General features: G+C 72.6%; 17 protein-coding genes. 5 read left to right on the top strand and 12 right to left on the bottom strand.

What is annotated here, in order from left to right:
* Positions 1-265: 265 nt before the first annotated feature.
* Positions 266-1,306, top strand: a complete 1,041-nt coding sequence (locus tag ACFY4B_RS29895) for a hypothetical protein (RefSeq protein ID WP_387973136.1) — start codon at positions 266-268, stop codon at positions 1,304-1,306.
* A 43-nt stretch (positions 1,307-1,349) separates the two neighbouring features.
* On the opposite strand, the gene ACFY4B_RS29890 is transcribed toward ACFY4B_RS29895, so the two are convergent.
* A complete protein-coding gene (locus tag ACFY4B_RS29890; RefSeq protein WP_387973133.1) occupies positions 1,350-2,996 on the bottom strand; it encodes an FAD-binding oxidoreductase in 1,647 nt (548 codons plus the stop codon).
* Between the two features lie 289 nt (positions 2,997-3,285).
* Here ACFY4B_RS29890 and ACFY4B_RS29885 point away from each other — a divergent pair, with 289 nt between their 5' ends.
* Positions 3,286-5,469: a glycoside hydrolase domain-containing protein gene (locus ACFY4B_RS29885; protein ID WP_387973131.1), complete on the top strand. Its 2,184-nt coding sequence runs from the start codon at positions 3,286-3,288 to the stop codon at positions 5,467-5,469.
* Positions 5,470-5,628: 159 nt separating this feature from the next.
* Here the strand turns inward: ACFY4B_RS29885 and ACFY4B_RS29880 are convergent, their stop codons facing one another.
* From ACFY4B_RS29880 to ACFY4B_RS29870, 3 genes are read right to left on the bottom strand one after another with little or no spacing between them, the layout of a single operon-like run.
* Positions 5,629-6,375 (bottom strand): hypothetical protein, encoded by a 747-nt coding sequence (locus tag ACFY4B_RS29880; RefSeq protein ID WP_387973128.1) that lies wholly within the window; start codon positions 6,373-6,375, stop codon positions 5,629-5,631.
* 58 nt (positions 6,376-6,433) lie between these two features.
* A complete protein-coding gene (locus tag ACFY4B_RS29875) occupies positions 6,434-7,246 on the bottom strand; it encodes a leucine-rich repeat domain-containing protein (RefSeq protein ID WP_387973126.1) in 813 nt (270 codons plus the stop codon).
* A gap of 9 nt (positions 7,247-7,255) precedes the next feature.
* Positions 7,256-7,633 (bottom strand): cyclic-phosphate processing receiver domain-containing protein, encoded by a 378-nt coding sequence (locus ACFY4B_RS29870; RefSeq protein WP_380781151.1) that lies wholly within the window; start codon positions 7,631-7,633, stop codon positions 7,256-7,258.
* A 379-nt stretch (positions 7,634-8,012) separates the two neighbouring features.
* On the opposite strand from ACFY4B_RS29870, the gene ACFY4B_RS29865 reads away from it, so the two are divergent.
* Together ACFY4B_RS29865 and ACFY4B_RS29860 are read left to right on the top strand one after the other, a co-directional pair.
* On the top strand, positions 8,013-8,270 hold the full coding sequence (locus tag ACFY4B_RS29865; protein WP_387973123.1) for a hypothetical protein: 258 nt from the start codon (positions 8,013-8,015) through the stop codon (positions 8,268-8,270).
* 83 nt (positions 8,271-8,353) lie between these two features.
* Positions 8,354-9,832 (top strand): carboxylesterase/lipase family protein, encoded by a 1,479-nt coding sequence (locus tag ACFY4B_RS29860; RefSeq protein WP_387973349.1) that lies wholly within the window; start codon positions 8,354-8,356, stop codon positions 9,830-9,832.
* A gap of 37 nt (positions 9,833-9,869) precedes the next feature.
* On the opposite strand, the gene ACFY4B_RS29855 is transcribed toward ACFY4B_RS29860, so the two are convergent.
* From ACFY4B_RS29855 to ACFY4B_RS29845, 3 genes are all read right to left on the bottom strand, one after another.
* Entirely contained in the window at positions 9,870-10,802 is a 933-nt protein-coding gene (locus tag ACFY4B_RS29855; protein WP_387973120.1) for a TIGR03619 family F420-dependent LLM class oxidoreductase, read from the bottom strand.
* Between the two features lie 298 nt (positions 10,803-11,100).
* Complete coding sequence (locus ACFY4B_RS29850; RefSeq protein WP_387973346.1) at positions 11,101-11,652, bottom strand: hypothetical protein; 552 nt, start codon at positions 11,650-11,652, stop codon at positions 11,101-11,103.
* A gap of 284 nt (positions 11,653-11,936) precedes the next feature.
* A complete protein-coding gene (locus ACFY4B_RS29845) occupies positions 11,937-12,569 on the bottom strand; it encodes a S1 RNA-binding domain-containing protein (RefSeq protein WP_387973117.1) in 633 nt (210 codons plus the stop codon).
* 471 nt (positions 12,570-13,040) lie between these two features.
* Between ACFY4B_RS29845 and ACFY4B_RS29840 the strand changes: the two genes are divergently transcribed.
* Positions 13,041-13,688, top strand: a complete 648-nt coding sequence (locus ACFY4B_RS29840) for a hypothetical protein (protein WP_387973114.1) — start codon at positions 13,041-13,043, stop codon at positions 13,686-13,688.
* Positions 13,689-13,846: 158 nt separating this feature from the next.
* Here the strand turns inward: ACFY4B_RS29840 and ACFY4B_RS29835 are convergent, their stop codons facing one another.
* The 5 genes from ACFY4B_RS29835 to ACFY4B_RS29815 all read right to left on the bottom strand — a co-directional run bounded on the left by ACFY4B_RS29835 (position 13,847) and on the right by ACFY4B_RS29815 (position 21,012).
* Positions 13,847-14,962 (bottom strand): hypothetical protein, encoded by a 1,116-nt coding sequence (locus ACFY4B_RS29835; RefSeq protein ID WP_387973111.1) that lies wholly within the window; start codon positions 14,960-14,962, stop codon positions 13,847-13,849.
* A gap of 82 nt (positions 14,963-15,044) precedes the next feature.
* Positions 15,045-17,099 (bottom strand): dipeptide ABC transporter ATP-binding protein, encoded by a 2,055-nt coding sequence (locus ACFY4B_RS29830; protein ID WP_387973109.1) that lies wholly within the window; start codon positions 17,097-17,099, stop codon positions 15,045-15,047.
* Between the two features lie 19 nt (positions 17,100-17,118).
* Positions 17,119-17,958 (bottom strand): ABC transporter permease, encoded by an 840-nt coding sequence (locus ACFY4B_RS29825; RefSeq protein WP_074006483.1) that lies wholly within the window; start codon positions 17,956-17,958, stop codon positions 17,119-17,121.
* Positions 17,959-18,104: 146 nt separating this feature from the next.
* Positions 18,105-19,049 carry an ABC transporter permease gene (locus ACFY4B_RS29820; RefSeq protein ID WP_387973106.1) on the bottom strand — a complete coding sequence of 315 codons (945 nt, stop codon included), beginning with the start codon at positions 19,047-19,049 and terminating at the stop codon, positions 18,105-18,107.
* A 43-nt stretch (positions 19,050-19,092) separates the two neighbouring features.
* On the bottom strand, positions 19,093-21,012 hold the full coding sequence (locus ACFY4B_RS29815; RefSeq protein ID WP_387973103.1) for an ABC transporter substrate-binding protein: 1,920 nt from the start codon (positions 21,010-21,012) through the stop codon (positions 19,093-19,095).
* Between the last annotated feature and the right edge of the window lie 399 nt (positions 21,013-21,411).

Here is a 21,411-nt window from a genome sequence, read left to right as displayed (position 1 = left end):
GGGCTGCGCCCGCCCGCCGGGCCCGATCGTGAGGATGCCCGCGGTTCGGGGTTCGGACGCCCGGGTGGGCAACCGGCGTTCAGGCCGGGTGGATTGATTGAGTATGGGTACTTCTGGCAGCCGGATTGTGTCGTGCCGGGGCCTGGCCCACGCTGATGGCCACCCGCTCCGTTCGCCGGTGGCCGGATCCCCCCACGCATCCGGTCCGCTCCCCGGCGGGCGGCGGCTGCCACCCCCCTCGGGTTCCCCCACACCTAGGAGTGTCATGAGCACGACACCATCGCGCCGTTCGTCCGTACTGAGGACCGCGGCCGCGGCCGCGGCCGCCGGCGCGTGTGCCCTCGCCGTCGCCGGAACCGCCCTCGCGCCTGGCGCCCAGGCGACCCCGGTCCCGGCGTCGGCCCCGGCCCACGCAGCCCACCCGGCCGCCCCGCGGGCCGACGCACCGACGGGCGCCCCCGTGTCCGGCCGCGTCCTCGGCGACGCCGGCATCAGCCCGCAGGACCGGCCCGCCGTCCAGCGGTTCCGCGAGCTGCGTGCGGGCCTCGCCACGGAGGCGCGACCCTCGGAGACGGCCACGAACCGCACCGCCCCGGCACCGATCGCCGCCCAGGCCCACCGGTGGTGGGGCACCGAGCTGGGCCCCAACGGCAACACCGGCTACGACGCCGTCATCGCCACCCACACCCTCGACGACGCGCTGCGCCTGAGCGGCGCCAACGACTTCCTCTACGCCCCCACCACCAAGCCGCGCAGCAACTCCTGCATCGAGATGGTCACCGTCCACACCCGGGACAGCGCCCAGATATGGGCCTGGGACTGGTGCACCACCGACCCCTCCCAGGCGGTCGGCGCGACCGTCGACATCGACGCCGCCTTCCTCCGTAAGTACGGCACCACCGTGAACGGCCGCTCCGCCTACAGCGTCCAGGTCCAGCTCACCGACGCCCGGACCAACACCTGGAGCGCCTCCCTCTACAACGTCGCCACCAGCACCTGGGACCCGTTCTTCACCAGCCGGGGCACCGACCAGACCGGCCTCGACTACGGCTGGGACATGTTCGAGTACTACTCCGACCGGACGGCCACCGGCAACGTGGGCGTCTGCCAGGACCTGAGCGGACGGGTCGTCGAGACCACCGGGCTGAAGGTCCGCACCCCCGCCACCGGCGCCTGGAGCGACGCCGGCCCCTCCAACTCGACTGTCTTCCCCGCCGCGACCATGAGCCCGTCGACCTACTACTGCCCCGGCATCGCCGGCCGCATGGCCACGGCCTACAGTGCCTGGCAGGTGACCGTCCGCTGACCCGCCGTCCGTCCGTATGGGACCCGGCCGTTCCGGAGCGGCGTCACGGGGCCGGCCGGGGCTCGACGGAGAGGGTGTGCCGGAAGAGCCCGTACGGGTCCCAGCGGGCCTTCACGGCCTGGAGCCGCGGGTAGCCGTCCTTGTAGTAGAGGGTGTGCCAGGGGACGCCGGAGCGGTTCCAGGCCGGGTCGGCGAGGTCGGCGTCGGGGTAGTTGATATAGGAGCCGTCGCTGACCTCGCCGGGCACCGGCACGCCGCCGGTGTCCGCGTACATCGCGCGGTAGAACCCCCGCACCCAGGCGAGGTTCGCCGCGTCCTCCCGCTCGTCCGTCCACACCGTCTGGTAGACGACCTTCATCACCGCGTCCCGCTGGGCGGTCGCGGTCGCCCCCGGCGGCACCGCGTTCACCTGGCCGCCGTAGCCGACGAACAGCAGACCGCCGTGCGCGACGGCGGAGCCATCCGTCAACCAGCCGTAGGCGGTGGCGAGTTGGGCATCGGTGTACGAGCGGCGCAGGTACGCCGCCTTGAGCTTGTAGCGCCGGCTGAACATGTCCCCGGCCGCTCCCGCGCCCGGCCAGGTGAGGGCGTGCAGCCACGGTACGGTCCGGTGGTCGACGGCGGGTTCGACGCCGGTGCCCGCGCCGACCGCGGACACGAGCTCGGCCACCATCCGGTCCAGGTCGGGGACGGTGGCGTCGGCCTGCACGAACATCGTGATCGGGCCGCCGCCGCGACGGGCCACCGAGAGGATGGCGTACAGGCCCGCGTACGGGGAGCCCGGCTCGCTGTGACGCTCGTGCCAGGTGCCGAAGTTGCGCAGCAGGGTGGTGAACGCCTGTTCCGTCATCCGCTCGTCCCAGGCCCAGACCGCCTGGTAGCCCTTCAGCTCGCGGGGCGAGGGCGGCAGCAGCCGGGCCGGGTCGTCGCCCGTCGCGTCCGGGGAGCGCAGCCAGTAGCGGGTGACCACGCCGAAGTTGCCGCCGCCACCGCCGGTGTGGGCCCACCACAGGTCCCGGTGCGGGTCGTCCGGCTCACGGGTGGCGACCACCGTCCGCGCCCGGTCGGCCCGGTCCGCCACCACCACCTCCACGCCGTGGAGGTGGTCCACCACCGAGCCGTAGCGGCGCGAGAGCGGCCCGTACCCGCCACCGGCGAAGTGCCCGCCGGCGCCCACCTCGGGGCACGCGCCCGCCGGGACCGTCACGCCCCAGCCCGTGAACAGCGCCCGGTACACCCGCCCGAGCGTGGCGCCGGGCCGGACGGCGAACGCCCGCCGCTCCGGGTCGTAGCCGACCGCGTCCATGGGGGAGAGGTCCAGCAGCAGGCGGACGCCCGGATCGGCGGTGAAGTCCTCGAAGCAGTGGCCGCCGCTGCGCGGCGCGATCCTCCGCCCGGAGCGCAGCGCCTCCGTGACGGCGCGTACGACGTCCTCGGTGGTGGCGGCGACCCGGATCTCGTCCGGGGCGCCGGCGAAGCGGAAGTTGTCGCCCCGCAGCAGGCTCGCGTACCGGGGGTCGCCCCGCCGGATCACCGCCGCGCCCCGGCCCGGGGCCTCCGCCGGGGCGGCTCCTCCGGCGGACCCCGCGGCCCCCGGCAGGCCCGAGGCCGCGCCGCCGGCCAGCAGGGCGCCGGCCGAGGCGAGCAGGCCCCGGCGGTTCGGTCCGTACGGGCCCGGTCGGTCCGTCATGTCCACCACCCCGTTCCCCCGCGATCCGGGTCTCTCCGTGCCGACTGCCGCTGCCAACGGTCCCACACGCGACCGGAGTTGAGAACAGAACGTGTCCTGTCCGCCGGGCTGACCCGACGCGCGGGAACGGGCCGCGGGGCGACGGCCGACGGACGGTCGGCCGGACCCGGAGGGGCCTGCGACACCGCCTGTCCGAGGGCGCGGATAGGGTGACGTGCCCGTGCCGCGCGGCCGACCTGTCGGCGTGCGGCCTTTCGTCGTGTCAGGAGATATCTGGGTGAAGACCCGTATGACAGCGCTCCGGAGCGCCGCGGCCGTCGCGGCGGCCGTCCTCATGGCGGCGCCCGCCGCCGGCTCCGCCGTAGCCGCCCCCGCCGGAAGCCCGGACACCAAGAAGGTGACCTACCAGGGCCGCGTCTTCCAGGTGCCCACGGCCTGGCCGGTCGTCGACCTGGCCGCGGACCCGCAGGCCTGTGTCCGCTTCGACCAGCACGCGGTGTACCTCGGCCACCCGGGCGAACAGCAGGTCTGCCCGCCGCGGTTGACCGGCCGCTCGGAGGCCCTGCTGGTCGAGCCCGCCGCCGGCGCCGCGCCCGACCGGGAGGGCTCCAACCCGGTCGCGCAGACGATCCGCGCGGAGGACGGCGTCGTCGCGGTGACCGGCACGTACGACACGGACCAGCCGCTGGTGCGGCGGATCATCACCAGTGCCGGGCTCACCCCCGCGCCGGAACACCGACCGGAGCCGGCGCCCGCCGCAGCCCCGACGGCCCCCGCCGCGAAGTCCGCCACGCCCAAGTCCGCCGCCGCGCCGTCCAGCCGGGCCATGGCCGCACCGATGGCCGCCGCGGCCCAGGTGCCCGCGTCGGCGACGAACTACACCGGCAAGGGCTTCGACGCCTGCACGGCGCCCTCCAGCGCCGCGATGAACGCGTGGATGAACTCCTCCCCGTACCGGGCGGTCGGCATCTACATCGGCGGTGTCAGGCGGGGCTGCGCCCAGCCGAACCTGACGTCCTCCTGGGTCCAGCAGCAGCAGTCCGCGGGCTGGTCCTTCATGCCGCTGTACGTCGGCGTGCAGGCCCCGAAGATCGCCTACCCCGCCACCGAGGGCGCCAACGCCGCCGACGACGCGGTGGCCCAGGCCCAGGTCCTCGGCTTCGGACCCGGCACGATCCTCTACTACGACATGGAGGGCTACACCACCCCACAGTACTCGGCCACGGTGCTCGCCTTCCTCACCGCCTGGACCAACGAACTGCACGCCTGGGGCTACAACTCCGGTGTCTACAGCAGCTCCTCGTCCGGCATGAAGGACCTCGCCGCCAACGCCGGCAACAGCGCCTACACCATGCCCGACGCCGTCTTCAGCGCCAACTGGAACGGTAAGGAGGACACCGCCGACCCGTCGATACCGGCCGGCTACTGGTCCAACCACCAGCGCGCCCACCAGTACGCCTCGCCGGCGAACCCGGAGAGCTGGGGCGGCTACTCGATAGCGATCGACCAGGACTACGTCGACATCCAGCTCACCAGCGCCCCGCCGTCCCTGTCCTCCGCGCTCTTCCTCGGCGTGCGCCAGAGCTCGGGCGCCTGGCCCGGCTTCAGCCCGCTGACGGGCGGGGCGGGCGTCTTCCGCGGCTCGGAGGCCGCGATCGCCGGGCTGCCGGGCGGCTCCTCGCAGGAGCTGGGCATCGGCCTGGACGGCCGGCTCTACCACGGGGTCCGCGCCGCGAACGGCAGCTGGAGCGGCTTCGCCGCGCTCCCCGACGACGGCACGCCCGCCACCCAGGCCCGCCGGGCCGCCATCGCGGGCCTGCCGGACGGCTCCTCGCAGGTGCTGACCGTCGGCAGTGACGGCAACGTCTACCACCGGATCCGCCTCTCCGACGGCAACTGGTCCGGCTTCGCCCCGCTCCCCGGCGTCGGCACCCCGACCATGGCCGCCGGGGACGTCGCCATCGCCGGCCTGCCCGACGGGTCCGCCCAGGTCCTGGCGATCGGCAACGACGGCAACGTCTACCACGAGACCCGCTTCTCCAACGGCAGTTGGAGCGGCTTCGCCCCGCTCCCCGGGGTGAACAGCTCGCGGATGGCGGCCGGCCGGGTGGCCATCACGGGCCTGTCGGACGGTTCCTCGCAGGTCCTGGCGATCGGCAACGACGGCAACGTCTACCACCAGACCCGCTTCGCCGACGGCACCTGGTCCGGCTTCGCCGCGCTCCCCGGCGTCGGCACGCCCACCATGGCCGCGCGGACGGTCGGCATCGCCGGCCTGCCGGACGGCTCGTCCCAGGTGGCGGTGGTCGGCGGCGACGGCAACGTCTACCACGAGACCCGCTTCGGCAACGGCTCCTGGTCCGGCTTCGCCGCCGTCCAGGGCCCGTACGGCGCGAGCACCTTCCCGGCCCAGCGCGCCGCCATCGCGGGCCTGCCGGACGGCTCCAGCCAGCTCGTGGTCACCCGCAGCTGACCCGCTCCCACCCCGCACCCGACGCCCCCGCCCCCGGCAATGCCCGGGGTCGGGGGCGTCTGGCTCGATGAAGGCTCTCCGCCCTGACCAGCGCAGGAGCGGCCGAGACTCCGCCGGGGCAGCCTGACGGACGGCCGCCGGACGTCGTCGTGGTGTCGGTCACCGCAGATTCTCGGCGACGCGGACGAGTTCCTCGTCCGAGAGCCGCGGGGGAGCACCGGTCGTGACGACAAAGGTGTAGGTCCCGTCCGACCATGTCAGCGAACGGGGCCCGCCGTTCGGATCGGATTGCGTGATGGCCGCGGGGTGGCCCTTGACCAGGGCGGCCCGGCCCTCCGGTGGTGCGCTGTTCCGGAGGGTCTGGCTGATGATCAGATTGCCTTGTTCAGGGCCCGTCCCCAGTCGGTACCCGCTGGCCCAGGCCGGAGTGTCGGTCGGGAGCGGGGCCAGACCGGGCAGGTGGACCATCCTGCCCGCGGGATAGGGGGAGTAGTTCTCCGGCAGGAACACGGGCCGCAGGAGGTCGCGCTCGTCGAAGTGGACGGCGGGCTTGCCGGTGGCGTCGTTCAGAGCCCTGGTCCCGAGCGGTCTGTTCAGGTGGGTCGTGATCTGTCCGATGCCACCCGGGTCGCAGAACCCCGGGGGGACTGTGTGCCGCAGGGAGACCTTCACCGCGTCGGCGGACTCGCGGGCCACGAGTTCGGGCTGCTTCTCACAACCCCACCCGATGCTCAGTGTCAGGGTCCGGCCGTCCGAGCCGACCAGCAGCGGCTTGCCGGCCACGGTGCCCTCGTAGACCCTGGTCTCCGGGACCCGGTTCATCCAGGCGTTGATCGCGAACCCGCCACCGAGCAAGGCTATGGCAGCCCCGGCGGTCAGGCGGATCCGTCGTCCGTGTTTCGACATGTGACGGACCGTACCTTGCGTCGTGAGCCCCGCCCCCGGCGGTCGTGGCCGCACCGCGTCAGCGAGGCCGACGGCCGGCCGTCGGCTGCTCGACACCCGGCCCGCCGGCGTGCGGCACCTGGACGTAGCCCTCGGCCGGCACCGGCAGCGCGTCGATGCACGCCGTCGAACAGGCGTTGACCAGCAGCGGCAGGACGTCGGCGCCCGACGTCCACAGGGAGATCCAGGCCTGACGGAGGTTCACGCCCTCGACGCGCCGGTCGCAGACGCTGCACGTACGGATCGCCGAGGCACCCCACACACCGGGGTCGAGGTCCTCGACGTCGACGCCCCGGGCGGCGGCCGCCGTCGGCAGCTGCGGGAAGGGCGGCCGCCGCTTGTAGTTCCCGTACACGGCCCGGGTGCTCACCGTACTGCGACGCAGGCCGACACACCGGGTGATCTCGTACGGGAACCAGTGCAGGCGGTAGGAGGTGTACGGGGTGAACTCCTCAAGGCTGCGCATCGCGCCGATCTCGGGTGGGACGCGCACCAGGTTGCTGCCGTACAGCACGAGGTGCTTGACCGAGGTGAGCTTGGCGATGGTCGGCGGGAGCGTGACGACCTGGCGCCGCTGTTCCGCCGTGAGGTCCACGAGCGGCTTGAAGACCTCACGTCCGTCGGCCGCCGCCTCTTCGACCAGTTCGAGAAGGCGGATCCATCCCGGTGCGGTGGTGTCCTGGCGTTCCCGGTGGAAGCGGGTCGGCCCCTGCGGCCTGGTACGGACGTGCTCGATGCACGTGCAGCGATCGCGGGGCGAACCGTGGCCGCCGGGACCGGCGGCGTCAGCCCAAAGGTTCGAGAACACCTGCGGTTGCGGCTTCTCACTCATCCGCACACACTAGCGTCTCGGTCGACGGGTCGTGGGCGCGGCCGGATCTTGGGCCGACGCCCGCCGGACGCGGTAGTTCCAGCGCGTGAGTGACCGGACGACGGAGGCGGAGCCGACGGGGTTGGCGCTGTGGACGTAGACCGTTCCGATCCGGAAGGGCCGTCCCTCGAAGGCCGCTTCTTCCAGGAGGGCCACCACGGGCATGACGGTGTCGTCGCCGCCGAGGTCGTGGTCGAGCCAGAGTTCGTCGATGAAGCCGTCGCGGTGCTCCTCCAGGAGCCGGGTGCCTTCGCGGCTGGTGCGGGCGATCCGTGTGGCGCCGGGGAGCGGTCGCAGGTCGTCGATGCCGAGGACGACGGGTGTCGGTGCGGTGGGCGCTTCTTCCATCGGGCCAGTTTCACAGCGGGTGGGCGGGATGGCCACGAGGTTTTGGGCTGCTGCTCGGCGCCGTCCGGGCGCACGCCTGGCCCCGACGGGGGCCTCCTTGGAGCTGCTGTCCTGGTGTCCGTGCCGGGTGGACTGCCCGCGCGGCGGCCCGGGGCCGTACCGGGTGGCGGGGAAGTGGGCGACCGGCTCTTCCCCGGGTCGCGCGAGGGGGCGCGGGCGCAGCGGGTTCATCTGTTCGAGTTGCGTCGGGCGTACGGGGCTCCCGGCCCTGGGGAGGAAGGAGGGCACCGGAGCGGGCGTCCCCGGGCAACGGGCCCGGCGGGGGACGGCCGCTCGCCGCCCGGCGCGTCACCCGATGCCGGGCCGAAGGAAGGCTCCCATGCGCAGAAGCGTCCCCTGCCTCGTCTCCTCCGCCCCGTTGGTGCTGGTGCTGTCCCTCCTGGGCGCACCCGTCCCGGCCCAGGCAGCTCCCGCGCCCCGGGCCCCCGCCGGGCCGGCCGCGGCCGCGCTGACCAGGGCCACCGGTACGTTCGCGGTCCCTGTCCAGGACTGCGGGCCCTGGGGCTGCCAGTACGCGCCGCCCCACTTCCTCCCGGAGGACCCGCCGGCTCCCTGCGGCGCTTTCACCTGGGGCTAAATCCCTTGGCGCTTCCCGGGCGTTCCGTGGTGGAGTGACGCGTCGGCTGATCGACCATCATGCGAGGTACTGCTTTGGCGAGCGTGACCGTCTCCACCGCGTACGGCAAGGTGCGGGGCCAGGAGCGCGAAGGCGTCGCGGCCTTCCTGGGCATCCCGTACGCGGCACCGCCCTTCGGGCCGCTCCGGTTCCGTCCGGCGCGGCCGCCCGAGCCCTGGGCGGGGGAGCGCGACTGCGGCCGCCCGGGGCAGGCCGCGCCGCAGCCCGGCTATTCCTCCGCCATGGCCGAACTCCTGGTGGAGCCCGTGGAGACGGGGGAGGACTGTCTCAACCTCAATGTGTGGTCCCCCGCACCCGGGCGTGCCGGAGGCCGTCTTCCGGTCCTGGTCTGGATCCACGGCGGGGCGTTCCGCAACGGATCCGGTTCGCTGCCCGGCTACGACGGCACCCGGCTCGCCGCGGACGGCGCGGTGTGCGTCACGCTCAACTACCGGCTGGGCGCCGAGGGCTTCCTGCTGCTGCCCGACGGAACGGCCAACCTCGGCCTGCTGGACCAGATAGCCGCCCTGGAGTGGGTCCGTGACAACATCGCGGCGTTCGGCGGCGATCCGGACAACGTCACGGTGTTCGGCCAGTCGGCCGGAGCCATCAGCATCACGGCGCTGATGACCATGGAGCGGGCCGAGGGGCTGTTCCACCGCGCGATCACCCAGAGCGGCGCCGGGCACCACTGCCACTCCCCGGAGACCGGGCGTCGGATCACCGAGCGGCTGGCCGCCATCGCCGGGGTTGAGCACACCACGGAGGCCCTGGCAGCGGTGCCCCCGGAACGACTGATCGCCGCCAACGCCGCCCTCGGCCAGGAGATGGCCCGGGACACGGCCCCGGGGCGGTGGGGCGAGTCCGCCGGCGGCGGTACCACGGTGCTGCCGGTGGTCGACGGGACGACCCTGCGCGCGCGGCCCGTCGACGCCGTCGTGGCCGGGGCGGGCCGCGACATCGACCTGCTCACTGGTACGACCACCGACGAATTCCGGCTCTTCCTCGTCGCGTTGGGCATGGCCGACCGCATCACGGACGAGGTCCTGCACGGATTCCTGGCCTCGTTCGGGCTCGACGCCGCGCAGGCGGCCGCCGCCTACCGGGCCGGCCGCCCGGAGGCCACGCCCGGGGACCTGTTCTCGGCCGTGATAACCGACCACTCCTACCGCATCCCGGCCGTCCGCGTGGCGGAGGCCCGTGCCGCCCTGGGCGCACGGACCTTCGTCTACGAGTTCGCCCGCCCCTCGCCCGCCTTGGACGGGCGGCTGGGCGCCTGCCACATGGCGGAGATCGGCCTGGTCTTCGGAACCACCGACCCGCTCCTCGGGGCGGAGCCTCCGAAGGAGCTGTCCGACCGGATGCGCGCCGCCTGGCTCGCCTTCGCCCGCGAGGGACGGCCGGAGCCCGACTGGCCGCCCTACGGCCCGGACCGTTCGGTGCTGCACCTGACCGGTGACGCCTTCCGGCTGAGGCAGGACCCGGGCGGCCGGGAGCGGTCGCTCTGGGAAGGCGTCCGGTGAGCCGCTGACGGCGGGGCGACGGCGGCTTCCAGGGGTCTCAGATCCCCGCGCCGCGGATGTCCGCGTGCACCCGGGCCGCCAGATCGGCGAGTTCGTCGGCGTCCCGCGCGTTCGTCTGGAGATCGAGCAACACCTCGTCCGCCCCCGCGGCCGCGTAGCCGGCCGTGTCCTGGACGATCTGCTCGACCGTGCCGACGAAGGGCTTCCGCTCGGCATCGCGGACCGGGGCCTCGGTGATCCGGACGTTCGCCCTCGCGCAGACCTGGATCGCGCCCGCATCGCGGCCGTACAACGCGGCCCGCTCGCCGATCTCACGCCGCAGGACGGCCAGTTGCCCGGGGGTCATGCCTGTCGGTAGCCAGCCGTCGGCGCGGCGGGCGACCCGGTCCAGGGCCCTGCCGCCGGACGCCGCCAGGTAGACGGGCACGGGGCGCACGGGCTTCGGCCCGACCTCCGCCTCGTCGATCAGGGCGTGCGTGCCCCGGTACGACACGGGGTCGGGGCCCCACACCGCCGCGCAGACGTCCAGGAGTTCGTCCAGGACGGCTCCGCGCTCCTCGAACGGCGCGTGCCCGGCGGCCGCGTGCTCGTCCAGCGACCAGCCCGTCCCCAGCCCCGCGACCACGCGGCCGCCGCTCGCCGCGTCCAGCGTTGCCAGGGCGCGGGCCAGCTGGAAAGGCCCGTGCAGGGGCGCGACCAGGACGCTGCTGCCGAGCCGGGCCCGCTCCGTCGCCGCGGCGGCGAGCGAGAGCACCACCAGCGGATGGGCGACCGACCGGTAGGAATCCGGCCACGCCAGCCCCGGCACGTCGTACAGGCCCTGCCGCGGCCGCTCGGGGACCAGCACCCGCTCGAAGACCCACAGGCTGTCGTAGCCGATCCGCTCCGCCGCCCGTGCCACCGCTGCCGGAGCACGCGCGAGGTCGTACCACTTCATCTGCGGCAGCCCGAGTCCCAAGCGAATGGCCATGGCTCGATCCTGGCTTCCCGCGCTCCCGGCCGCAGCCGTTGTACCCCCGTCCGCACGACGCGCGCCGGTCAGGGCGCGCGCGGTTCAGCTGCCTGCTGCCGGGGCGGGAGGTCCGAACGGGCCGCCTTCCGACGGGACCGGGTCCGGAGGGGAGGCTTCGAGCACCGCCCGGGCGTCGGCGAGGGCCTGTGCGAGCTCGGCGGTCCGGCCGGGTCCGAGGCGGTTGCGTCTATGCCCCGGCGGGCGGCGACGCTGAGCGGCGCTGTCGGCCGAGCTCCGGCCGACAGCGCCGCACCTCTCACTCCCGCCAGCGGGGAGCCTCGTCGTCCGGGGTGTCAGGGCTGGCGAAGTGGAAGGGGACCGACAGGTGCCCGGCCAGGGCCCGGCCCGCGTGTTCGGCGGCCGCGGCGCACACGAGCTGTCCGCTGCCGACCCCTTCCCCGTCCAGGTAGCTCCTGGCCGTGGTGGAGTAGACGGTGGCCAACGGGTGCTCCCGCACCGGCTCCTCGGTGATCGCCAACAGGACAGTGAACCAGTCGTGGACGGTGTCGCCGTCCCAGACCACCTCGATCGCCACGACGCGGCCGGGGCAGCCGGCGACACGGAACGCCAGGGACTCCAGGTCGAGGGGGCTGTCGGGGCTCCGGGCGATCCGGTCGCCGTGGTGGGTGTAGCGGTCGTTGACGATGTCCTGCGCGATGCGGATGCCGATGCCGGAGGGGACGCGGCCGACATCGACGACGGTCCGCAGCGCGTGGAAGAGGGAGTCCTGGAGGACGTACCCGTCGATCTCGTCGCGGATCCCCACGGGCAGGCTCTCCCACCATGCGGCCCGCGCCGCCTCGTCCATCTCCACCGGTTCCTCCCCCGCCTCGCTGCGGCCCTTCCCGACAGGGCAGTGCGCCACGGTACCCGAGGCGGTACGAACGAGCGCCCGAATTTTCCTGTCCACCCCCGACGCGCCGTCGCTCCGTGCCTGACGACCCCGGTCCTACCTGTGTGATCGGGATACCCGAGCCCGGCGGCGAGGACGTGCTCTCCTGAGCCAGGCACCTGGGGGAGACCGAGGGGCACGCGGCCGGCGGCGCGCCAACCGGCTACGCGCCGAGTGCGCCGCACGCGGGACGATCACGATCAGCGGGAGGGGGGCTCCCGCCGCGACAGCGCCAGCCTTCGGCGTCCTCGGTCGATGTCGGTGACGACGACCAGGACTTCGTCGCCGACTCCTACGACCTCCTGTGGCGTCCGTTCGGGTGTCCGTGCGAGGTCCTTGAGGTGGATCAGCCCCTCGACCCCGTCGGCGACCTGGACGAAGGCGCCGAACGGGATCAGCCGGGTGACCCTTCCGCGCAGTGTCCGGCCCGCGGCGACGCTGTTGGCGAAGTCCTGGAAGGGGTCCGGCCGCGTAGCGCGCAAGGACAGCCTGGCCTCCCCGTTCGTGGTGTCGAAGTGGAGGAATCCGCACGAGACGCGCTCACCGACCCGGACGATGTCCGAGGCCGTTTCGAAGTGACACCAGGACAGTTCGGGGATCGTGATGAACCCGACCCCCGGGAAGACCGGATGGCTGGGCCCGTCGTCCAGCGCCACGAACACGCCGAACGACTCGATCGACGCGACCGTGCCGGCGAGGATCTGGCCTGGGGCGAGCCGCTTCAGAAAGGCCCACAGCTCCGGGTTCCCGGTGGCTGCCATGGACAGCCGTACGCGGCCCGCGGGCGGGTCGACGACGATGACCTCGGCGGTGATCCGCTGACCGACCTCCACACCCTCGCTCCGAGGCCGCCCCCAGGGCAGGTCCAACGAGCCGACGAACCCCAGCGGTCTCGCCGGGAACCCGTCCAACGTCACCGCCACCCCGGAGCGGGTGACCTCTGATGCGACCCCACCACACAGGTCGCCGACGCGGATCGCTGACAGAAAGCTCCGTACGGCGCGGTCCTCCGGTACTTCGCGCATGGCGGCAAGCCTTTCACGAAGGGAGGGGCGGGTTGCCAGGAGGCGGGTGTCGGACTCGGTTCGGGCGGGAACGTGCCGGTCCGTCTGCGGGTTGATGCCCCTGCTCGGGGCAGCACGACCGCCGAAGGTTCAACCACCATGGAAGCGCAGGCCGACGGACTCTGGAGAGCGGGGGAGGGTTGCGCCGGTGTCGCTCCGATGTTCCTCACCCCCCGAGACAAGGCTGTCGGCGCGGCGGCGGACCCGTCGCCGTCAGGGGTCGTTCCTAGACTCTGGCCCATGGGACTTTCGATATCAGTGGGACTTCTCTACGACCAGGCTCGCAACGATGCGGAAGGTCTCGACCATCACCGGGCGGCCTTTGCCCGCCTCGGCCGGGCGCTCGTGGAGGAGGGGATCAGCTGGCACGAGCCGGAGATCACCGATCCGCCTCGTGCCCGCACCTTCTCCGGTGGCTTTCCCTACGGGTACCTGACCCAGCTGCGCCGCATCCTGGTGCTCGTGAACCTCGGCGAACCTGTCACGTCGGCTCTGGAGGTCAGCGGGCGCCAGTTCGACCGCGATTGCGAGAAGATCCAGGATGAGACGTCGAGGCTGGCCTCCCATCTGCTCTGCCACTCCGACAGCTCCGGCTACTACGTGCCGGTCGAGTTCGAGGATCCGCTCTTCCTCCCTGACGAGGCGGCAGTCGAGGGCGCCGGAATCGTCGGCTCCAGTCAGCGCCTGCTGGCTGAACTGTCGGACCTGGCGCCGTCGATCGGCATCAACCTCGACGACGAGCGCGTTCCCTCCGGAACGGGGGAGGCCTGGGAGGCTCGGGATCTCGCGGTGGACGGACCGTTCGCGACGGAGCGTTTCACCTGGTACCAGCTCTATCGGGCATGCCTGGCAAGCATCGAGGGCGGCCACGCCATCGTGTTCCACTGACTCATTCCCGGCAGTGGTCATTTCCGGATTCCGTTGAGGACGAGGACAAGGACGACGACGGTGCGGGCGACGGAAACGCTGGAGGGAGCCCTCGGCGGAGGGGGTCTCGGCGGGGGCACCCCGCCCCGAGGGTGGGGCGGGGTGCGGGGTGGGTGCGGTCAGTGGGCGAGGATGCGCAGGGTGGAGTTGACGGTGAGGTAGAAGGTGTGGGCGTCGGGGCCGAGGGCCAGGGCGGTGACCCAGTTGAGGCCGGTGATCTCCTCGGCGGGGACGAGGGTGTTGGTCGCGGTGTCCAGGGCGAGGACCGAGGCCTTGCTGTCGCCGCTGGTGAGGTCCTGCAGGACCAGGTAGAGCCGGGTGCCGTCGGCGGACACCGAGGGGTTCTGCAGCCACTGGCCCGGGGCGAGGTCGAGGGTGGTTAGGGTGTCGGTGGCGAGGTCTACGGCGTAGCCGGTGCCGTTGTTGCCCACGCCGTAGAGGCGGGTGGCGTCCGGGGAGAGGGCCAGGATCGGGCGGGAGCCGATGGTGGCGGGGGTGGTTCCGGTGATGGTCGGGGTCGTGGTGCTGGTGTCCAGGCGGACCAGGTTCTCGTCGGTGGCGGTGTACGCGGTGTCGCCGTCCGGGGACGTGACGATCGAGCCGAGGTAGTGGCCGGGGACCGGGACGGCGGTGGTGTAGGCCTGCTGCTGCGGGGAGAAGGACAGGACCCGGGCGCCCGGCTCGGCCGGGCGGTGGTAGCGGGCCGGTCCGTCCTGGCCGACGTAGACGGTGGCGCCGTCGGGGCTGACGGCCAGGGAGGTGAGGGCGCCGGGGAAGGTGCCGTCGGGTCGCGGCTGGTCGGGTGCCTCGGTGCTGGAGACGACGGTGTCGGTGGCCGTGTCGATGGCGCCCAGGCTGGACAGTGGTGCCTTGCGGGCGGTGGAGAAGAGCACGTAGACGCGCGAGCCGTCGGGGCTGACGGCCAGCGGTCCCGGGCCGGCGCCGAGACCGGTGGACAGTGTCACCACCGCGGTGATCGCGCCGCTCTGGGTGTCGACCACCTTCACCTTGGCGCCCTTGGTGGTGTCCTTCACCGCGACATAGGCCTTGTGCCCGTCCGGGCTGACGGCCACCGAGGCGGGGGACGAGTCCAGTTCGACGGTCTGCGGGACGCCCGGGACCGGGCCGCCGGAGGTGTGGGTGGCGGCGCCGGCGGAGCCGGACCCGGTGAGCAGCAGCGCTCCCGCCACCGCCAGGGAGCCTAACCAGCGGGCCGTCGAGACAAGCGAGTTCATGGGTAACCCTCCCCTTCGTACACCGCGGGTCCCCGCGGTGGAAGGAAAACGCTACGGGACGAAGCCGGTCCGGGGTGCGGCTTCACCCGGGAGGTGACGGCCGCAGGGGGAAGTGGCAGGCGGCCAGGTGGTCGTCGGGGCCGTAGGCGGTCAGCGGTGGCTCGACCTCGGCGCAGAGCTGCTGCGCCGCCGCGCAGCGGGTGCGGAAGCGGCAGCCGGACGGCGGGTCGATCGCGGAGGGGAGTTCCCCGGCGACGCCCCGGTTGCTCCTGGCCCGTTCCACCGCCGGGTCGGCGACGGGGACGGTGTCGAGCAGGCCGCGGGTGTAGTGGTGCACCGGGCTGGCGTACACCGACGGCGCGGGGCCGATCTCCACCAGCTTGCCGAGGTACATCACGCCGATCCGGTCGGACAGGTAGCGGACCACGGACAGGTCGTGCGAGATGAACAGGTACGACAGGCCGAGTTCGCCCTGGAGGTCGCGCATCAGGTTGAGCACCTGGGACTGGATCGACACGTCGAGGGCCGAGACGGGCTCGTCGGCGACGATGAGCCGGGGGCTGAGGGCCAAGGCGCGGGCCAGTCCGATGCGTTGGCGCTGGCCGCCGGAGAACTCGTGCGGGTAGCGTTCGAGGGCGGTGAGCGGCAGGCCGACCAGGTCGAAGATCTGCCGGATCCGCCGGTCGCGCTCGGCCGGGCCGTCGACCCGGTGGATGTCGAGCGGTTCGCGCATGATCGAGTGGACCGGCATCCGCGGGTTCATGGCCGCGTAGGAGTCCTGGAACATCAGTTGGACGTCGCGCCGCAGCCGGCGCCGCTCGGCCCGTGGCACCAGGGCGAGGTCGCGGCCCTGGAACACCAGGCTGCCGCTGGTGGGCCTCTCCAGGCCGACGATGAGTTTGCCGACGGTGGTCTTGCCGCAGCCGGACTCGCCGACCAGGCCGAGCGTCTCTCCCCGGCGGACGGTCAGGGAGAGGTCGGCGACGGCGCTGACGGCGCCGACGGTCCGGCGCAGGACGAGGCCGTTGGTGACCGGGTACTGCTTGACCAGGTGCTCGACGCGCAGCAGCGGTTCGGCCGCCGGGCCGTCGGCCGCCGCCGTCACCTCGTCGGTCACCGCCGGAGCCTGTACAGCCGTCGTCCGTGCTGTGGACCGGACGCCCGATCCGGCCTCGCCGACCGGGAAGTAGCACGCGTAGCGGTGGTCCGGGACCTCCCCGGACAGCGGCGGATCCTGCGCGTGGCACTGCTCGGTGGCGTAGCGGCAGCGCGCGGCGAAGCGGCAGCCGGGCGGGGGAGTGGTCAGGTCCGGTGGCAGGCCGGGGATCGAGTAGAGCCGGCCGCCGGAGCGGGCGGAGCGTTCCGGCAGCGAGGCGAACAGCGCCTCGGTGTACGGGTGGCGGGGGTTGCCGTAGAGCGCCTCGGTGCCGGTGGTCTCGACGACCTTCCCGGCGTACATGACGGCGATCCGGTCGGCCCGTCCGGCGATGACGCCGAGGTCGTGGGTGACCAGGATGACGGCCATGCCGAGCTGCTGCTTGAGGTGGTCGATGAGTTCGAGGATCTGCTTCTGGACGGTGACGTCGAGGGCGGTGGTCGGCTCGTCGGCGATGAGCAGTTTGGGTTCGTTGGCCAGGGCCATGGCGATCATGGCCCGTTGGCGCATGCCGCCGGACAGTTCGTGCGGGTAGACCAGGGCCCGCCGGGCCGGGCTGGGCATGCCGACCAGGTTCAGCATCTCGACGGCGCGTTCGTGCGCCTCCCTGCGGGAGGCCCGGCGGTGGATGCGGACGGACTCGGAGATCTGCCGGCCGATGGTCATGGTGGGGTTGAGCGAGGTGGTCGGGTCCTGGAAGATCATCCCGATGTCGTTGCCGCGCACCCGGTCCATCGTCGTGGGGCCGAGCGCGAGCAGGTCGCGGCCGTCGAGCAGGACGCTGCCGCCGACGACGCTGCCGCCGTTCGGCAGCAGCTGCATGATCGACATGGCGGTCATGGTCTTGCCGCAGCCCGACTCGCCGACGATGCCGAGGGTCTCGCCCGCGTCCACCGCGAGGTCGACGCCGTCCAGGGCCCGCACCACCGAGTGCTTCAGCCGGATCTCGGTGCGCAGGCCGGTCACTTCGAGGAGCGCCACTGCCGGAACCTCCGTCGGTTCACCGTTTCCGCAGGCGGGTTTCGAAGGCGTCGCGCAGGGCGTCGCCGATCACGTTGAAGCAGAGGATGAGCAGGATGATCACGGCGGCGGGCGGGTAGATCATCCACCAGTAGCCCTGGCCGGCGTAGTTGGTGCCGACGTCGAGCATGCCGCCCAGGTCGTTGTCGGGGGCCTGGAGGCCCAGGCCGATGTAGCTGAGGGTGGAGAGGGCGAAGACCGCGTCGGCGATCGAGAACGTGGTGTTGACGATCGTGGTCCCGATGGTGTTGGGCAGGATGTGCTTCAGCACGATCCGCCCGCCGCCCGCGCCCATCATCCGGGACGCGGAGACGTAGTCCCGGACCTTGATCGCCAGGGCCTCGCCGCGGACCAGGCGGGTGATGCCGAACCAGGAGGTCAGGCCGACCTCCAGGATCAGCATGGTCTTGCTCTTCCCGTAGACGCTGCTGAGGTAGATCAGCAGGAAGATCAGCGGGAAGGACATGAAGGAGTCGATCACCCGCATCATCAGCGCGTCGACCCAGCCGCCCAGGTAGCCCGCGACGGCGCCGTACAGCGCGCCGATGACGGCGGCGATCAGGCCGGCGGCGAGGCCGATCTCCAGGCTGGTCTGCCCGCCGGCCATCACCTTGCCGAGCTCGTCGATGCCGTCGTTGTCGGTGCCGAGCGGGTGCCCGGCGCCCGGCGGCAGGGTGACGGCGGAGAGGTTCACCACCGAGGTGTCGGCGCGGTAGAACAGCGGGCCGAGGAAGCAGAACGCGGTGATCGCGACCAGGACGGCGACGGCGACCAGGGCGAGCCGGTTCTCGGCGAAGACCTCCGCGCCGCGTCGGAGCATCGAGCGGGGCCGCCCGGCGGGCTCCCCGCCGGGGGCGTCGAGCCGGCCGGGCGTCGTGCCGGGCAGGGGCCCGGGCGTCGTACCGGGCGCCGCGGCGGGTGTCGTGCCAGTCGGGGGACGAGACGGAGTGCCGGGTGTCGGGGCCATCAGGTGAGCCTCACTCGGGGGTCCAGCACGGCGTAGCCGAGGTCGGCCAGCAGCGAACCGACCACGGTGGCCACCGCGGTGAGCAGGGTGGCGGCCAGGGTGATGCCGTAGTCGCTCTGCAGCGCGGCGCGGGTGGTCAGCAGGCCGATGCCCTGGATGTTGAAGACGTACTCGACGATCAGCGCGCCGCCGACCAGCGCGGGCATCGAGAGGCCGACCAGGGTGACCATCGGGATCAGGGCGTTGCGCAGGACGTGGCCGTACAGGGTGCGGCGCCGGGAGGCGCCCTTGGCCTGGGCGGACCGGACGTAGTCCTGGGTGATCTGGTCCAGCACCCCGGAGCGCATGTAGCGGCTGTAGCCGGCCACGGTGGTGAGGGTCAGGGTCAGGACGGGCAGGCAGACGGCCCCGGGGTGGGTCAGCGCCTCGCCGAAGGTGGCCACCTGGTCGTGCACCGAGACCCACTTCAGGTCGTCCTCGAACCACTGCTGGATCAGGAAGCCGATGAAGAAGGTCGGCACCCCGTAGGCGATGAAGGAGAACACCGTGAAGGCGTGGTCCAGCGCGCTGTTGCGGCGGGTGGCCTGGAGCAGGCCCGCCGGTACCGCGATCAGCAGCGCGATCAGCAGCGAGGCGCCGACGATGTAGGCGGAGGCGCCGAGGGCGTTGAACAGCAGGTCGGAGATGGGGCGCTGCTGGATGTAGTCGAAGCCGAGGTCGCCGTGGAGCAGGCCGTCCAGCCAGGTCCAGTACTGCACGTAGACGGGGCGGTCCAGGCCCATCTGGTGGGTCAGGTGGGCGATGGTGGCCGGGGTGGCGTGGGAGCCGAGGATCGCCCGGACCGGGCCGCCCGGCATGAGCTGCATCAGGCCGAAGGAGATGACCGTGACCATCAGCACCGTCACGAGGGCCTGGAACAGCCGACGGATCAGGTAGGCCGTCACCGCCGCCCCCCGAGGGGGGCCGCGGCGCGCTCACGGGTGGCCGTCATTTCGTGTGGTACCAGTACTCCGGCTCGTAGCCCTGGAAGGGGTCGCCGGCGTCGACGTGCAGCTTCCTGGTGACCTCGCTGACCGTGAGCGTGTTGGGGGTGTAGATCACCGGCTGGTCGCCCGCGATGTAGTCCTCGTAGGCGTACAGGTCGTTGACGTCGCTGCCGGTGGTGGTCTTGACGATCAGCTGGTCCAGCTTCGGGTCGGAGAAGCTCCAGACGTTCGGCCCGGCCCCGGTGGCGAACAGCGCGTCGCCGGTCGGGTAGTAGTCGGGGTCGAAGACCCAGCCGCCGTAGAGCAGGGCCTGCCACTGGCATCCGGCCGGCTGGGCGGCGGTGCAGGCCACGCCCTCGTTGCCGATGGTGTTCTGGGTCTGGCTGACGACGGTGATGCCGATGCCCGCCTTGGCCGCGTCCGAGCGCATGTCCGCCGCCATGGTGTCCAGGGCGGCCTGGCCGGAGGGGTAGTTCATGGTGAACGCGGCCTTGGCGCCCGCCGCGATGCCGGCCCCGCACTGGTCGGGGCCGGTGCCCGGGTTCGTGCAGGTGGCCGGGGTGCTGTCGGTGTTCCAGCCGTGGCCGCGCAGCAGCTGCTTGGCGGCCGCCGGGTCGTAGGTGGCCTTCTCGGACTGGCTCTTGGGGGAGAGCGGGTTGCCGGCCGGGAGGCTGGGCACGGCGCCGGTGCTCGGGTAGCCCCAGCCCTTCCAGATGCCGTTGATGATGCCCTGCTGGTCCACGGTGTCCTGGACCGCCTTGGTGAAGTAGGGCTGCTTGAACAGCGGCCCCACGTCCGGGTTGGCGAAGTTGATCTGGTAGTACGAGATCTCGTCCAGGTAGGTCGGGGCCGGGATGTAGTAGCCCGCGCCGCTCAGCGGGTTGCCGGCGTCCGGGTTCTTGGCGTTGAAGGTCGGGGAGTCCTCGGCCGGCAGGTAGCCGACGTCGATGGCGTTGGCGCCGCCGCTGCCGGCCTTCAGGTCCGCGTACTCGGTGGTGTCCGAGGTGTAGGGGACGAAGTCCACCTCGTCGAGGTAGGGCTTCTGCGGTCCCGAGTAGGCGGTGTTCGGCACGATCGCGTACGCGCCGGAGGTGCCGTTGTAGGTCTTGAGCTTCCACGGGCCGTCGACCACCGACCACAGCGGGCTGCCCGCGAAGTCGCCGCCCTTGGTCGACTGCGCGCTGAGGTAGGCGTAGTCGGCGGCGCAGTCGGTCATGGCGGCGTCCGAGCCGAACGCGTCGCCCGCGCAACCGCCCTTCTGGCCTGGGCCGGTGAGGTCCCAGGCGAGCGGCATCGGGGTGATCTGGCTGAGCTCGTCGTCGGTGAACCAGGTCTGGCTGACCGGGGTGTCGAGGGTCAGCGTCAGCGTCTGGCCGGAGGCGGTCGCCGAGGCCACGTTGTCCGGGAAGTACTTGGCGCCGATCGCCGGGTTCGGCGGGGTGTAGTAGCCGCTGTTGGACGTCTCGGCCTTGGCCATGTTGATCCAGAACAGCACGTCCTGGGCGGTGACGTCCTCGCCGTTCGACCACTTCCACGGTTTGACCTGGATGGTGACGGTCTTCCCGTCCGGGCTCCAGGCGGGCGCCTCGCCGAGGGACACCTCCGGGTCCAGGGCGACCTTGTCGTTCAGCCCCCAGTAGTACAGGGGGCGGTAGAACAGCTCCTGGAACTGGCTGGTGTTCACCGTGCTGACCTGGGCCGCGGAGTCGAACGGCCAGATGGCGTCCGGGAAGGTGGAGGGCGCCTCGGCGACCCGCACCACGCCGCCCTGGACCGGGGCCCCGACCGGCCCCGGGCTGCTGCCGCTGCCGCCCCCGCCGCCGCTGCCGCTGGTGCAGGCCGCGGCGGTCGCCACGACCGTGACCAGCGCCACCACTTGTGCGAGTCTGCGCGCTCCTGTGGACTTCGTCATCCTGGGCATGCCCCTCTCACCCCACGTGAACACCAGCGAGTGCTTTCCTTGCGCGATCCGACGGTTCGCCGACGCGGGCATGGCGGTGCCGGGACCGGGCAAGCGTGAGCGGCTTTCCCGACGCCGGGAAGGCACCGGCGTCCGTGGGCTTCGGCCGCGTGCTGCTGGCCCTGCCCCGCCGGGTGCTAACAGTTAGACGGATTTCGCGGAGACTGAGAAGACCCGGGAAGGGCTGCGGTTCGTCAAGTTTCCATCAAGGAGCGGATCTTGGGACCGTACGGGCTGCTGCCCCCTTGCGGGCCCGGTGTGCGCGGAGGCCGGCCCGGAGCCCCCTGCCCCTCGGCCCCGCGGAGGTGGGGGAACCCGGCGAGGGCCCCGCCGAGCAGGCGGGGCCCTCGCCGTACCGGG

Source organism: Kitasatospora sp. NPDC001261 (assembly GCF_042896795.1).
Classification (GTDB): domain Bacteria; phylum Actinomycetota; class Actinomycetes; order Streptomycetales; family Streptomycetaceae; genus Kitasatospora.
This window is presented reverse-complemented; position numbering and strand designations above follow the sequence as displayed.